Here is a 15,056-nt window from a genome sequence, read left to right on the forward strand (position 1 = left end):
TGATGGTGCTCTCGCTTATTGCAATCACGTGATCGAAGGCGCACAAGAAACGCACAGATTTCATGAAAGCCGCCGAGGGATTGCAGAAAATGGCACAGAGTGACGACATCAAGCAGATGATCGATCAGATCGTTCGACAGGAACAGGCACTGATTTTTCCTTCCTTCGATGAAAACGAGGCTTTCGCACTCGGCCACCGCATCCGTGATATTGCGGTGAATGAAAAGCTTGGCATCGCCATCGAGATTTCACTGTGGGACCGGCAATTGTTCTATGCGACCACCGCCGGAAGCACGGGGGACAATCAGGAATGGCTGCGCCGCAAGTTCAACGTCGTGCGTCGCTTTCATGCATCTACCTACCGCCTCGTTCTGGAACAGAATCGCGAAGACCGCATGTTCGCGCCCCACAAGGCGCTGAATGTCGAGGACTATGCGCTTGCAGGCGGCGGTTTTCCGATCCGTGTTTCCGGCGCTGGCGTGATCGGAGCGGTCATCGTCTCGGGATTGCCGCAGCGCGAGGACCACAATCTGGTTGTTCGGGCAGTTGCCGGACATCTTGGGCAGGATCCTGTTGCGCTTGCGCTTGCCGCCGTTTGACTGTTGAATTTCGGAGAATGAAAAATGTCGCTTGAAAATGTTGTCGCGCTTGCTCGCAACGAGGAGGGCATAGCCGCAGCAGTTGGTATTCTCAAGCAGCAGTTCGGTGAACGCGCGCAAACCGGCCGGGCAATCCGCGAACAGCATGGCCATACGACCACCTATGTGCCGACGCAGGCGCCGGATATCGTTATCTTTGCTGAAAATGCGCAGGAAGTGCAGGATGTCGTCCGCATCTGCGCCGAACATCGCGTGCCGGTTATCGCATTCGGTGCGGGGTCGTCGCTGGAAGGGCAGGTCAATGCGCCTGCCGGCGGCGTTTCGCTCGATATGACCCGTATGAACCGGATTGTCGCCGTTCATGCGGAGGATTTGGACTGCGTGGTGGAGCCGGGTGTTACGAGACGCGAACTCAACGAATATCTGCGCGATACCGGGTTGTTTTTCCCGATCGATCCGGGTGCCAATGCCACGCTTGGCGGTATGGCTTCCACCCGTGCTTCAGGCACGAATGCCGTGCGTTACGGCACGATGCGTGAGAACGTGCTGGCGCTCAAGGCGGTGATGCCCGACGGGCGGTTGATCGAGACTTCCAAGCGCGTAAAGAAAACCGCCGCAGGTTACGATCTGACAAGATTGCTGGTCGGCGCGGAGGGTACGCTTGGCATCATTACCGAACTTACCCTGAAGCTTCAGGGTATTCCGCAGGCGATTTCTGGCGGCATCTGTCCTTTCCCGGATGTGGACTCGGCGTGTCGGGCGGTGATCGAAACGATCCAGATGGGGATTCCCGTGGCGCGTATCGAACTCGTCAACACGCTCCAGATGGAAGCGATGATCCTGCATTCCAGGCTGCCTTACAAGGCGCAGCCATATCTGTTCGTGGAATTTCATGGGACGGAAAGCGGTGTTGCGGAACAGGCGGAACTCTTCGGAGAAATCGCTGCAAGCAATGGCGGCGGCGATTTCCAGTGGACGAATGACGCCGAGGAGCGCGACCGGCTGTGGCGGGCGCGTCACGATGCCTATCTGGCTTCATTCCTTCTGCGTCCGGGTTGCAAGGGTGTTTCCACCGATGTCTGCGTACCGATCTCACGTCTGGCCGACTGTATAGGCGAGACGGAAAAAGATCTGGCCGAAACGGGCCTGATCGCACCCGTCGTCGGGCATGTCGGTGACGGGAATTTTCATCTTCTTCTGCTTCTCGATACGGACGATGAGGCCGAGATGGAACAGGCGGAAGCCTTCATGGATCGTCTGGCCAAACGGGCCATTGCCATGGAAGGTACATGCACCGGCGAACATGGCATCGGGCAGGGCAAGATGAAATATCTCGCCATGGAACTGGGCGATACCACCGAATATATGCGTACGATCAAGAAAGCGATCGATCCGGACAATATCCTGAACCCGGGGAAGATACTGGTTTTGTGATTCAAAACAGGCATTTGGGCGACTTTCCCGACAAGTCGATTCAAATGGACGTGCATATAGATCCAGCGACAATGTAATTTGCCTTGTTGTCGCCGGATCGATGTCGTTATGTTGCGCGGATAAAGATAGCGTGATTCACCCTTTGTTTCACGTTATCTCGCAATCTGTAGTTTGACCGGAGCTTGTTCTTGGGCCGCATATTCGTCATCGTTGGCGGGCTTCTCGTGCTGCTGTTGACGGCAGCGCTCATTGTGCCGCCTTTTGTTGACTGGAGCGGCTACCGTGCCGATTTCGAGCGTGAGGCGACCCGTATTCTGGGGCGTCCCGTCAAGGTGGCTGGCGATGTCAGTGCGCGTCTTCTGCCATTTCCTTCCGTGGCTTTTTCAGACGTGCGCGTGGGCGCCGACGCGACCCATCCGGTTATGACCGTCGATACGTTTTCGATGGATGCCGAACTTATGCCGTTTCTGCGTGGCCAGCTTCTGATTTTCGATATGCGCGTGGACCGGCCCCGCGCGACGATTTCCCTTGATAAAAACGGCAAGATCGACTGGGCGATCCGTCCCTCGACACCGCTTGACCCGACGAAGATCAGGGTAGAACGCCTCTCCATCAAGGACGGTGAGATCACGCTTCGTGAGGACGCAAGCGGGCGCAGCCATACGGCGAGCGAAATCAACACGGTGATGTCCGCGAACAGTCTGGCGGGACCATGGCAGGCAAATGGAACCCTGACGGTGCAGGGCAAGAAGCTTGCTTTTGATCTGGCAAGCGGCGAGGCGAAGGCGGACGGTTCCCTGCGCGTACGAGCGCGGATTTCGCCGGATGCCATCCCCGCATCGTTCGAGACAGATGGCGACGTGACCGTCAGCGATGGCCAGATCGGCTATGCCGGTGAGTTTTCGCTTCGTTCTTCCGATGTGGATGCCAAGACCGGCAGGGATCAGAAGACAGCTACGGAAAAGCCTTTTTTCAGCGATTTGCGTGTGACAGGCAAGTTCACGGCCGATCGCAATCGCTTCGATGCGAGCGAATTTCGCATAGAGCAGGGGCCTGCGGACAATCCTTACGTCGTCGATGGCAAAGCCTTCATCGATTATGGCGATAAGCCGCATTTCGAGGTCAGTGCCGACGGGCAGCAGCTTTTCTGGGGTGCGAACGAAACGACAAGTGACGAACAATCCGGTTCGGCCATGCCGCTTGCCGATCGTATCGCGATAGCCCGCCGCGTTCTTGAGCAGATGCCGATCCCTTCCATACCCGGCAATGTGGATCTGCGCCTGCCTGCGGTCATCGCGGGCGGCACGACCATTCGATCGGTGACAGTCAGTGCCGAACCGGACGGCAGGGACTGGAATATACGTCAGTTTGCCGCTGATCTTCCGGGGCGGACAAAGGTGGAAGCCAAGGGGAAACTCTCCGTTGGACGGGACTTCGGCTTCAAGGGCGACATGCTTGTCGCCTCCCGCCAGCCATCGGGCCTGGCGGGCTGGCTTAACGAGACGGTAGACGATTCCGTCCGCAAGCTCGACGGCGCCGGTTTTTCCGGAAAGGTTGATCTGCGCGAAGGAATGCAAAGGATCGACAATCTCGAAATTGCTCTCGGGCAGACGTCGCTCAAAGGCTCGCTCGTTCGCGAGGTGAAAGGGCTTGCGCAGCCTGCAATCGCGCTTGAGTTGAATGGGGGCGCAGTGAAAAGCGATGCCCTGCAAGCTTTCATCGCTTTTTTTTCCGGCGGTGACGGACTGTCTTTTCTTGATGGTCAGTCGCTGAACCTTGCCTTCAAGGCCGGGCCGGTCCGATATCAGGATATGGATGCCGGCAATGTCGATATTGCGGTCAGGCTGCATGACGGGCGCTTCGATTTCGATCGCCTGCTTGTCGCCGACGTGGCGGGAACGACACTGACTGCGACAGGCATTTACGAGCCCTTCGCGAATACACCGTCCGGATCGCTCGACGCAACGATCCTGTCCGGCGATCTCACGCGTTTTCTGTCACTGATGGCCAATCGCTATCCGCAATTGCCGCTGTTTCGCGCGCTTTCGATGCGGGCAGCGGGTTTCCCCGGCTTGTTCGAGGATAGCGAGATCAATGTCGTTGCGAATGCCGTTGCACCATCGGTTTCACAGGCAGAAACATCGCCTGCCAGAAGCGGAGCTTCCAAGGAAAAGAGTGCAAGGCCTGCCGAAGCCAAGAACAGGATATCTCCGGGCGTAGGGGAGTTTTCTTTTAGCGTTACCGGTAAGACGGGCGGTATGAAGCTGGACCTTTCAGGAACCGCGAGCGGCGGTGAGGGCGAAAGCGAACCGTTGCAGATGCAGCTGAACGGTACTGCCACGTCGAAGCAAGGCGAAACTGTCCTTGCGTTGATCGGCCTGCCGTCCTTGCCGCTTGGGCTGGCGGGCGAACTTACCGCCGACCTCAGTATGCAGGGTGCGCCGAGCGCAGGTATGCGAACATTGCTCAAACTGACGGCTCTGGACGGATCGGCGGTGGCTGACGGCGTGATCTCGCTGGTTGGCGGCGATATTGCCGCCAGCGGCAAGGCGCAGCTGAAATCTGCCGATCTGCAACCGTTCATTGTGACCGCCGGTTACGCCTTGCCGGGTTTCGGTGAAGGGCTTTCAGCTGACCTTGCAAGCGATTTCCAGTTTGCGAAGGGAATTTTGCGCTTTCCCAATCTGGCCGGGAAGCTTGATGGAGAAGACGTATCGGCGCGGCTGGAGGCAAATTTTGCCGATAGCGGCCTGCCGCAATTGAAGGGTGAGGCAAAGCTCGCCACGCTTGAAGTCGACAGTCTTGCCGCGATCATGCTGGGGCAGGATGCCTTCGATCCGGCGAAGCCCACCGCGAAGACGATCTGGCCGCATGGGGCGTTTGCCGTTCGTCCGTCATTGCCGCTGCTTCTGGATATGAAGCTCAATGTCGCGCAGGCGCGTATGGACGGTTTCGGCACTGCAACGGAATTCTCCACGCGACTCCAGAAGACCATGGACGGTATGGAACTCGGCGAGTTGACCGCCAACTGGGCAGGGGGATACCTGGTCGGCGATGTCTCGCTGCGCAATAGCGACAGGAATGCGCTTCTGTCCGCCGATCTGAAATGGAGTGGAGCGGACCTCAAGCATTTTTATCGGTTGGAAAATGGTGCCGCGCCACTGGGCGGCGTGGCCAAAGCGACCGTCAATCTGAATGGAAGCGGAGACAGCGTTGCGTCTCTCATCGCGTCGCTGGCAGGGACGGCGATTCTCGACGTTGAAAATTTCACTGTCAACGGTGTGGACGGAACGGCATTGCCTGCGATGATCGCGGCGGCAGACGCGACCGGCGATCAACCTTCCGATGCCGGGAAGCTCGCTTCGAAACAGTTTATCGGCATCGCAGAGCGAGCCACCGGGCAGGGTACATTTGCGCCGGGCAATGCACGGTTCGACTTTACGATCAGCGGCGGCGTTGCGCGTATGGCGGCGGCTAATCTGAACGATGGAAATGCTGCTCTTCTCAGCGACATGCAGTTCGATCTTTCGACATTGGGCGTTGGAGGAAACGGCACTCTGACATTCCAGAACGGTAGCGGCGCCGATACGGGGATTGCCCCGCAGGTGACATTCATGCTTGGCGGAACCTTTGATGCGCCGAGCGTGTCATTCGACCGCCAGCCGCTCGTGCAGTTCCTGACGCAGCGAGCGCTTCAGCGCGAGCAGGAACGCGTCGAATCCATGCAGGCAGGACTGATGGAAAAGCAGCGCCTTCGCCGCCAGTTGGGGCTGTTTGAGGCGGATGAGGCTGAACGTGACCGTTTGCAGCGCGCGGAAGAGGCAAGGCGGCGAGCCGATGCGAGCGCAAGGGATGCTGCGGAGAAAAAGGCCGAAGAAGCCAGGCGGCTGGAGGCTGTAAGGTCGCGGGCCGACCAGCCTGCCGTTGACGCGGAAGCGCCATTCAGTTCGCCGGAGGGAGGGCAATCCCTGAACGAGTTTCTGAAAAGTCTGGAGCAGACTTCGCCGACGCCCGTTCCTCAGCCGTGAGGCGTTCTGGATTTAAGCCAGTCCAATACATGCAGACGGAGCGCTGAAGACAGATTGACCGATCTGTCGCGTTTGCTGTCCACCTCGGCGACAAGCGCGGCGACAGAAAGTTCGCACGCCGCTGCGATCTCTTCGATCATCTCGAAGAAGGGATCTTCGAGCGTGTAGCTGGTGGCATGTCCGCGAATGCTGACGGAATGTTTACGTAATCCTGCCGAGCCGCTCACTTTTCCGCGTCCGGCTCATCGCGTTTTTCGAGACGGTTGTCATCGAGAAAACCTTCGGTCTTCTTTTCTTCCCGACGTGCAAAATCCTTTTCAACCTTGGTTCGTCCGTGAAGAATGCGGTTTTGCTCCGCCTGTTTTTCTCTGCTTTCACGGATTTTCTGTTTTCTGAACTGCCGAAGGTTGACGATATCGTTCATGGGACCACGTGGAATATGTGCGCCGAATGATAATGATCAGGATGTGAGAGACGCACTTCACGTGAAAATCTAACGTGCTTAGGCGCGGTGGTGCAAGGGGCTATTGGTCTGTAATAGGTCAGGCTAATTTCGCGGGTTCTTGGGATTGGTGAACCACCAGATCGCCAGCGAAACCAGAATGAGCAGTACCAGCCCGACCGTCATTTGAAGGAGAGGGAAGTTCGGCTCGTCTTTCGCGACGAAAAACGCCGCAACAATGCCGCTGACCCATAATACTGCCTGAGCGATTACCCGGAGCATCGAGCTTGATCCTGATCTGGTTGCCGTCGCGGGAGAAGATAGAACATCCGTACGATTTCCGCCATTGATTGCAGTCAAATGGCGGAAAGGATCCAACCCGGATTCGAAAGAGTGGCTACGAATTATTTCTTGCGGAACGAATCCAGCGAAACGACATCTGCCGAAGGCTTTGTTTCCTTGGCATTGTCATCATTATCGTCTCCTGAGGCGGCATCGTTTTTCTCCGCCGCGCTCTTGCGGGACTTTGCCTTGGGCTTTTCGGCCTTTTCCACCTGCGTTTCCGTCGGTAGAATCTCGATGGGTGCAATATTGCCGTCTTCGTCATTGTCGCTGGCAGGTTGAGCGACCGCGACATCGAATTCCAGTTCGAAATTTACGGACGGATCGTAAAAGCCGCGAACGGCAGAAAAGGGGACCGTGAGCTTTTCCGGGATGTCACCAAATGACAGTCCGACCTCGAACAACTGGTCCGTAACCTGCATATCCCAGAACTGGTGCTGCAGGACGATTGTCATCTGCTCGGGATATTTCTCCTTCAGGCGCGAGGAAATACGCACTCCAGGCGCTCCGGTCAGGAACGTGATGAAGAAATGGTGGTTCCCCGGCAAGCCAGCTTTAGCGACTTCCGCAAGAACCTTGCGAATGACGCCGCGCAGGGCTTCCTGAGCGAGAATATCGTAACGGATCAGGTCTTGTACCATGGTTTGCTTATCCCACGGATTCGGAGGTCGATGTCAAGTTCGTTCTGACCGGAGATCATGATATATGACACGAAAACGCTGGAAGCACGCCATCGCGGTTCCAGATGTTCCTTTTTTGCACGTATGCTTCAGAAGGAATAATCGTTGCCGAAAGCCATCAGAAAGGTGCGCACGCCATTGACTGCGCTCTGCTCTATAATGGCGTCATCGATATTCTGACCGGTCAGCATGTGATAATACGTATCGGCATTGATCAGCGCCATGAAATGGCGCGCTGCCAGGTCGGGATCGTCAATACGCAGATGCTCGTCCATGGCCAGTCGTGCAAGGCGCGCCGCGATGGCGGGAATCGCTTGCGCCGGACCTTTGGTGCTGCAGATATTGGCGACGAGCGGCTGGCTTGTTTCGTTCCCCTGCATCAGCTTGCGCAGAAATACACCTGATGAATCGTAAATGCAGTTGCGGCTCATGCGGACGGAAAAGGCGACAAGCTCTTTTTCCAGATTTTCGCCCGTTTGGGGAAAAGTGGCAAGAACCGCGAAAAGGCTTGCACTCATGCGGGCGAGTGAATCTTCCACGACAGCGGCCAGCAGGGCCTCCTTGTCACGATAATGATTATAGATCGTCTGCCGGGAAACGCCGGCTTCATTGGCGATCAGGTCTATGCTCGCGCCCTGAAATCCGTCCCGATAGAAAACGCGTGCTGCCGAGCACAAGATGAAGTCGCGCTTCATGCATTGTCCGGGCTTCATTGGCGCGGAACCCAGGCCCTTCTCGGTGACGGCTCGCTTATCGGGCAGGATGGCCATGTCGCTCATGTCAGTAGGTTTCATGTTTACAACATAAGATAGCTTGACGTTTTGGACAATGGCGTCTAATTTTACACCAATGTCAAATCTGTTTTGACGCCAAGTCTACATTATCTTCCGCTTCAGAGCTTTCGACCTTCAGCCATTCTGAAATAGGGGCTGGTCAAGTCGAGCTAGGGCGGGAATTTGTAACGGATACAATCGATTGTCCGCCCTGCGCCGATTTTGCGAGCTCGATGGAGCCATCCTCCCAGGCAAAATCTGAGTCCCGAAATCGGTGTGGAAACCTCACGAAACATTGATGAAAGCGCGTCCCCCATGGCTTCCAGTCTTGTGCGCAATGCCATTGTTCTTGGTCTTCTTTCCGCGATTGGCCCTTTCGCGATCGACATGTATCTACCCGCCTTGCCAACCATAGCTTCCGATTTGCAGGCGGAAACGGGTGCGGTGCAGATGAGCCTTCTGGCCTTTTTCATAGCGCTCGCGATAGCGCAGCTGTTCTGCGGACCGCTCTCCGACATGGTCGGGAGAAAACTGCCGCTCTATGGCGGCCTCGTATTGTTCGGTATAGGTAGTATTGGTTCGGCGCTCGCAACGAATATCGACATACTCGTGCTCTTCCGCTTCGTGCAGGGGTTGGGTGCCGCCGCCGGTATGGTCATTCCACGCGCTATTGTGCGTGATCTTCACACCGGCATTGAGGCGGCGCGCCTCATGTCGCTTTTGATGCTGGTATTTTCCATCTCTCCGATTCTCGCGCCGCTGACCGGTTCGGTCATCATCAGCTTTTTCGGCTGGCGCGGTGTTTTCTGGGCGGTTCTGGTTGCTGCCGCCATCGGTGTCGTTCTGGTTGCGACGGCGCAGAAGGAAACGCGAACGGTCGAAGCACGTCTTGAGAGCAATCTGGGCACAGCCTTGCGTGGTTACGGTCGGCTGCTGAAAGATCGTTGTTTCCTCGGTCTCGTATTTGTTGGCGGCTTCGGGATCGCTTCGTTCTTTGTCTACCTCGCCAATTCGTCCTTTGTCCTGATTGACCATTACGGCCTGACCCCGACGCAATATGCCATGGCATTTTCGGCCAATGCGGTGTCTTTCTTCGGCGTTTCGCAACTGAATGGCTGGCTTGGTTCGCGCTTCGGGCTTCGCCGCGTCATGCGATTCGCTGTGTCTGGCTTCGCCGCAGCAATGCTTGCCATGTTCGCGGCCGCATATCTGGGACATCAGTCGCTCTGGCTGATCGCCGGTTTCCTGTTTGTGGGCTACGGCTTCCTCGGTTTGGTGATCCCGACGACCGCGGTTCTGGCGCTTGAAGACCATGGTCAGATTGCCGGTACGGCTTCGGCCCTGATGGGGACGCTGCATTTCATCATTGGTGGTGTGGCGATGGGGGTTACCGGCTCGTTCTTCGACGGATCGGCATTGCCGATGGTGGGCGGGATTGCCGGGTGTGCGCTGACGGCCTTCGTGCTGACGCAGATCGTCCTTTCGCGCAAGGCGAACGAACTCGAGACTGAAGCGGCAACCGCCTGATTTATTGGAAACGAAGTGGAGGCTTCCGGTTAATGGGAGCTTACCACTTGAAAATAAAGAGAATACGTTTTCCAGCGAAGATACGCTAAATCGTGAACAAGATCGGAACAAACCGAGTTATTGTAAAACGGATTTCGACCACTTAGGCGCGTCGGACGCTGTTCGCACAGCCGCGCTTTGGTACTGCCAAAACCATCACTCCCGCGCCGGTCCCTTTATTCCCTTTCTGAGAGAGACATTTGCCCTGACGGCTCTTGAAGCCATCAGGGCGATGCAGCTTGGTCGCAAGATGGCAAGCGAGGCCCGCCATGGCTGAGCCTCACTCCGGTAACGATTTCCCGCGCTCCCGACAGATATGGATTGATCAGGCTGGAAATGACCACGAATTGCCTCCGATGGCTTTCAAGGTTGCGCACCACCTTAGCCACTACTTTAACCGCGACCAGTTTCTTGAAACCGGATGCCTGAATGCATGGCCTTCCTATGAGGTTTTGGCAGGGAAATGCGGCTGCGGTGTCAGCACGGTAAAGCGATCTGTCAACGAACTTCGCAAGCAGGGTCATATCAGAACGACAGGCGGGCGCGGTCGTTCTCAATCCCTCCAGTATCAAGCCGTAATTAAACCAAGAGTTGTGCATTCGGCTGATAAAAGTGCCGAAAATACACCCAATAAAACCGGTCAGAATTGGACTGTTAATGAGAAAAAACAGGTCAAACCTGTATCAGAAAACAGGTCAAATCTGCACGAAAAAGAGGTCAGAAATGACCTACAACCTTTATTGAATAAATATAAATATAAACACGCGGGCGCACGCGAGGATTATAATCCCGTTACGCATCACTCCCAATCAGTCGAAGATCAGTGCGAGCCTTACAACCCGGAATGGGCTTTGGTTGTATTCGATGGGCTTTCGAAAGGTCCGGGCGATCTGCCGAGGCCAGCGACAGCATTTCTCAGGAAGCTGATCGAGGTAGACCGCAGCCCATTGCAGATACTCGACCATCAGGCAAAGCACGGCTGGCCTGAGATCAATCGCATGTTCGAATGGCCGAAGGCGCTAGACCTTGCGAGTGTACCGCTTGAGGTCCGCCCGATGGCTTCGGAAATGGAGCCAGTCAGGTCAGGCACCGCCCTTTGGTTTGAATGGCGCGCCGAGTTTGAGGCGAGAGGATGGCCGTTCCCCCGCGAAGCGCCGCTTATGTCGTTTCCACGCGGTGGGCCGCGAGCCTTGCCGGGATTTCTTGTTGCGATGCAAACCCGGCGATGGGGTTATCCCGACAAGGTTGTCTCGATCATGTCGCGAGCGGCGAACGGGTGAGGGGGAGGGTGAAAATGTTTCGACACTCGTTTCTCGACCGGCGGCCTCACACCCAAAAAGTCGGCGCGATATTTTCGGCGAATAAAAATTTTTCTGGTACCTTTTGGGAGGCTGTCAGCCATGGCTAAGCGCGGGAAAGCTGGCGATTTTGGATTTCATGTGGATGTTCGGGCGGGGTCGGTGCCGATAGTCGGTGATTTGTTCGATGCCGCCGGTCTTGGGCAGAAACCAGTCATCAAAACCCGTTTGGAATTTTCCGAACCGACCGCCTGCGGCCATTGCGGTCAGTTGTTTGCCGCGATTGCGGGAAATGGCAGGCCGATACGGTTCTGCTCGGAGCCTTGTCGCGAAGCGCATCGCCTGTTTCAGCAAAAATCGTGGAATCAAAAGCCTTCGAGCGAGCAACCTAAATCCTGCCAAGGTTGTGGAAAACCATTCCCGCCTCGCAAAGTCTCAGCTGGAAGATTTCGCCGGTTTTGCTCGCCAAATTGCCGTGTGAACAGCCGCCGCGCCGAAATTCGGCAACGTGCGGTAAGCCAACAGACCGGATTTTGGCCGAAAGATTTTTCGTCGGTGCGCTTGCCTTCTGGAAAAACCTCTCGTAGCCTCTGTGCATTGTCGGGTGATTTGGCTGATGGCCGCATCTCCCCTGCAATCCTTCCGAACGGCGAAGCTGATGGCTGAGCGCGTCGGGCAAAGCAACTGGATTTAACCCCAATGTTGCGGCGCTCACGTGTGCTCGTGCTGTTGCCGCCGAATAGGAAGCTTAAAAATGAGAATCTCCACAAATCACCTGATCGCCCTGCGCAAACACGCGCTTGCTGCCGTCCGCAAGCTGGACCTCAAAGGCGAGGAAGTCCGCGTTCATCAGCTTGATTGGAAGGCGCTTAATGCGCTCGAAAAGGATCTGGGCCAGCAAGCGCGGTTGACGGTCGAGAAAATCACTGAAACCACGCAGGAAGCCGAGGCGCGTTCGATAAACGACGCCGTGGATTGCCTGATGGAAATACGTGGTGCCATCGGAGCAGAGAAAGACATTCGCAACGCGATTGGTAGCCGCGAAGCGCGCGAAGAGGAACATGATACAAGCGGTCGCCCGAACCTTGGCGATTCGGAAACGCGCGGTGCAGACTATCCTGATGACTGCGACGATCTCGACTTTTCCGGTTTCGATCATCGAGATAATCCATCGAACGGCGAAATCGCTTATGCTCTCCGTTCTTCGGATACGCTTGTCGGCTATGTGGCCCGTTCGGGTCAGGTGCGCGACCAGTACAAGGGCTTGACGGAAGGTGCCTTTCTTCGCTCCATGGTCATTGGTGCACGAACACCAATCGAAAAACGTGCTCTGGCGGAGGGTTCGGATTCGGCAGGCGGTTATACCGTTCCGGATATTCTCGCCGCTCGCATGATCGATCGCCTCCGGGCTAAGTCGGTTGTGTTTCAGGCGGGTGCACAGACTGTGCCGCTGCTTTCCGACAAAAACAGCATTGCAAAAGTCGCCACGGATCCAGTTCCGGCGTGGCGCGTGGAAAACTCCGAAGTAGCCGAAAGCGATTCGACATTTGCAAAGGTCGAGTTGCAGCCAAAGAGCCTTGCTGTTCTTGTGAAGATCAGCCGTGAACTGCTTGAGGATTCGATCAATCTGGAAACTGCGTTGCCGGAAATCCTCGCTGCCTCGATGGCAGGCGAGCTGGACCGGGTTGCGTTGTTTGGCAGTGGAACCGCCCCAGAACCGCGCGGTGTGTCGAATTTTGCAGGCCTGACTGCCGGTGTGGCTGTTAGCGGCCCGCTTACGAGCTACGGCCCGCTTTTGCGTGTCAGAACCGCGTTGCGAACCGCAAACTCTGATGTGTCCGCCTACATCATGCATCCGCGAGATGAAGGTGCTCTTGCGGAACTGACCGATAACACGGGCCAGCCACTCAATATTCCGCCGGCTCTCGCAAAAGTGTCAATGCTGACTACCACGAAAGTGCCGATCAACCTTGGAACCGGAACGGATGAATCCATGATCCTTGCCGGTAATTGGTCAAATCTGATCGTAGGCGTTCGCACATCGATTCGTATTGAAATCCTGCGCGAGCGTTTCGCGGATAATCTCCAATACGGCTTCCTTGCGCATCTTCGTGCGGACGTTGCAGCGGAGCATGAAGCGTCTTTCTCGAAGATAACCGCCATCACTGCCGAGGCTTGATATGGCAGGCGCGGCGGAAATCGAAAAGCGGTCGGTCGCGGGTGAGATTGAAACCCGCGCCACTGGCAAAAGATCGACAGTGGCAGGCTATGCCGCTGTCTTCGGAGAGAGTGCCAATATCGGTGATAGTTTCTATGAGACGATTGCGCCTGGTGCTTTCACCAACACGCTTAAGACTGCCGACGTCAGGGCGTATTACGGGCACGATAGCCGCCGGTTGCTGGGCCGGACTTCTGCGGGAACCTTGCGCCTGAAACAGGATGGCAAGGGCCTCGCAGTGGAAATTGATCTGCCAGACACAACGGACGGACGCGACGTGCGCGAATTGATTGATCGTGGCGACATAACCGGCATGTCGTTCGGCTTTCAAGTGCTGAAAGAAACGTGGGATGAAACCGGCAATATGAGCCATCGGACGATTCATGAAGTTGAATTGATCGAGGTCTCTGTTGTGGCGAGCCCAGCATATCAAGGCACATCTGTTGCGTTGCGGTCGCTCGAAAAAACTCGGTCGCAAGGTGAAGGCAGCTTCGACCCGATCTCATATCGGCTCAAGTTACAAGCCAAACTGAACATTCGAATTGCTGGGATAGGGTAACGAGTTGTTTCAGCAAAATTCTTCGGGCGCAGGCATTTGAGGCCTCTTAGCCAAGGCCAATAACGGAAATCCGACCTCCCCGCGCCCTCTATGAAAACCACGAGGGGACAAGGTTGGAAAGGCGAAAGGCGGGTCCGCAAATTTGCGGACCCGCCTAATCGTTTATTGCCAAAATGGCAAATCTCGCCAGGTTTCCGGGAAACCCATATCGCTTGCGTCGGCAAGGGGATGCGCATCGATCAATGAAATGAGATTTTGGCGCCACTCGGAATCCGGGGCAACGATCTTTATCAGATAGCCAAGCGCAACGAGCGAGTTGTAAAGCCGTCTCTTCTCTGTGGAGTTCATTGCAAGTTTTAGTGATGCTGGCGAGTTTGGAACCGACATTGTTACTGTGAACTGTTTGTTCCAAAGCCTGCCGTGGTGCGCGCAGATGTTGCGAACATACGCAAGATGATGGACTGCAGACACCATTGCCTTTTCGTCAAGGCCGTAAGTTTTTGCGATAGCTTGCCGGTCGGCACGGTGCTTCAAATTGCTGTACCATTTCGACAGTTGTCCGAGAGATAATATTTCGGCGGTCATCCAAACTGGCGGCTGGGCCGGGTCATCATACTTGGTTTTGTAATGGACGATGAACGTATCCTTGGACTTGGATATTTCCTCGAGGAGCGATGAAAACGCCTTCGCGTAATAGTCTGCTCGTGCGTAAATAGTTCCATCAAGGTAGCCGTGCGGACCGTATTTCATGGCAAGATGATGTGCCCACGCGCCGCGCAATGAGACTTCGATTCTTTCAATTGCGTCCATTACGTGCAGACGTAATTGCCTGTCGAAAACATATAACGATAGAGCGTCATCAAACGAAGTGCCGGTTACAAATGCATGATCATCCGCATTGGATGCTGGAAGCTCAAATGGAAGCCAATATGCGCGCAAGCGATAATAGCTAACATGTGTGAGGTAATGTCGGGCCTGCAGCTCATTCCCGACGATCATGCCACGCGCACGCAAGCGCTCGATCGTAACCGCCCGATTGTTACCGTGGGGAATATGTCTTGACACGTTCGACGACTTCCTGGTCGTCGACAAAGCATTCGAGGAATTCTTGCCATTT

Annotated in this window: 14 protein-coding genes; 8 read left to right on the forward strand and 6 right to left on the reverse strand. The window is 55.8% G+C overall.

The genetic code is table 11. From position 1 onward, the window contains the following. Positions 1 to 89: 89 nt before the first annotated feature. From FHS76_RS12590 to FHS76_RS12600, 3 genes are all read left to right on the forward strand, one after another. Positions 90 to 599 carry a heme-degrading domain-containing protein gene (locus FHS76_RS12590; protein WP_183652936.1) on the forward strand — a complete coding sequence of 170 codons (510 nt, stop codon included), beginning with the start codon at positions 90 to 92 and terminating at the stop codon, positions 597 to 599. A gap of 24 nt (positions 600 to 623) precedes the next feature. Then, positions 624 to 2,033: an FAD-binding oxidoreductase gene (locus FHS76_RS12595; RefSeq protein WP_183652939.1), complete on the forward strand. Its 1,410-nt coding sequence runs from the start codon at positions 624 to 626 to the stop codon at positions 2,031 to 2,033. Between the two features lie 188 nt (positions 2,034 to 2,221). Beyond that, a complete protein-coding gene (locus tag FHS76_RS12600; protein WP_183652942.1) occupies positions 2,222 to 6,061 on the forward strand; it encodes an AsmA family protein in 3,840 nt (1,279 codons plus the stop codon). Here the strand turns inward: FHS76_RS12600 and FHS76_RS12605 are convergent. From FHS76_RS12605 to FHS76_RS12625, 5 genes are all read right to left on the reverse strand, one after another. After that, a complete protein-coding gene (locus tag FHS76_RS12605; protein WP_183652945.1) occupies positions 6,052 to 6,288 on the reverse strand; it encodes a ribbon-helix-helix domain-containing protein in 237 nt (78 codons plus the stop codon). The two genes, FHS76_RS12600 and FHS76_RS12605, sit on opposite strands and share 10 nt — an antisense overlap. After that, a complete protein-coding gene (locus FHS76_RS12610; protein ID WP_183652948.1) occupies positions 6,285 to 6,485 on the reverse strand; it encodes a DUF4169 family protein in 201 nt (66 codons plus the stop codon). Before FHS76_RS12610 ends, FHS76_RS12605 begins: the two co-directional genes overlap by 4 nt. Positions 6,486 to 6,608: 123 nt before the next feature. After that, entirely contained in the window at positions 6,609 to 6,785 is a 177-nt protein-coding gene (locus tag FHS76_RS12615; protein WP_183652951.1) for a hypothetical protein, read from the reverse strand. A gap of 122 nt (positions 6,786 to 6,907) precedes the next feature. After that, positions 6,908 to 7,486 (reverse strand): SspB family protein, encoded by a 579-nt coding sequence (locus tag FHS76_RS12620; protein WP_183652954.1) that lies wholly within the window; start codon positions 7,484 to 7,486, stop codon positions 6,908 to 6,910. A 128-nt stretch (positions 7,487 to 7,614) separates the two neighbouring features. Beyond that, complete coding sequence (locus FHS76_RS12625; protein WP_183652956.1) at positions 7,615 to 8,319, reverse strand: TetR/AcrR family transcriptional regulator; 705 nt, start codon at positions 8,317 to 8,319, stop codon at positions 7,615 to 7,617. 294 nt (positions 8,320 to 8,613) lie between these two features. On the opposite strand from FHS76_RS12625, the gene FHS76_RS12630 reads away from it, so the two are divergent. The 5 genes from FHS76_RS12630 to FHS76_RS12650 all read left to right on the forward strand — a co-directional run bounded on the left by FHS76_RS12630 (position 8,614) and on the right by FHS76_RS12650 (position 13,939). Then, the gene (locus FHS76_RS12630) at positions 8,614 to 9,825 is read left to right on the forward strand and encodes a multidrug effflux MFS transporter (RefSeq protein ID WP_183652959.1); all 1,212 of its coding nucleotides are present in this window, start codon (positions 8,614 to 8,616) and stop codon (positions 9,823 to 9,825) included. 308 nt (positions 9,826 to 10,133) lie between these two features. Then, positions 10,134 to 11,144 (forward strand): helix-turn-helix domain-containing protein, encoded by a 1,011-nt coding sequence (locus tag FHS76_RS12635; RefSeq protein WP_183652962.1) that lies wholly within the window; start codon positions 10,134 to 10,136, stop codon positions 11,142 to 11,144. A gap of 120 nt (positions 11,145 to 11,264) precedes the next feature. Further along, the gene (locus FHS76_RS12640; protein WP_183652965.1) at positions 11,265 to 11,828 is read left to right on the forward strand and encodes a hypothetical protein; all 564 of its coding nucleotides are present in this window, start codon (positions 11,265 to 11,267) and stop codon (positions 11,826 to 11,828) included. A gap of 88 nt (positions 11,829 to 11,916) precedes the next feature. After that, a complete protein-coding gene (locus FHS76_RS12645) occupies positions 11,917 to 13,341 on the forward strand; it encodes a phage major capsid protein (RefSeq protein ID WP_183652968.1) in 1,425 nt (474 codons plus the stop codon). A gap of 1 nt (position 13,342) precedes the next feature. Next, positions 13,343 to 13,939 (forward strand): HK97 family phage prohead protease, encoded by a 597-nt coding sequence (locus FHS76_RS12650; RefSeq protein ID WP_183652971.1) that lies wholly within the window; start codon positions 13,343 to 13,345, stop codon positions 13,937 to 13,939. A 162-nt stretch (positions 13,940 to 14,101) separates the two neighbouring features. Here the strand turns inward: FHS76_RS12650 and FHS76_RS12655 are convergent. Then, on the reverse strand, positions 14,102 to 15,056 hold a 955-nt coding region (locus FHS76_RS12655), incomplete at its 5' end, for an Abi family protein (protein ID WP_328700494.1).

The sequence above is a fragment of the Brucella daejeonensis genome (genome assembly GCF_014199265.1).
Classification (GTDB): domain Bacteria; phylum Pseudomonadota; class Alphaproteobacteria; order Rhizobiales; family Rhizobiaceae; genus Brucella; species Brucella daejeonensis.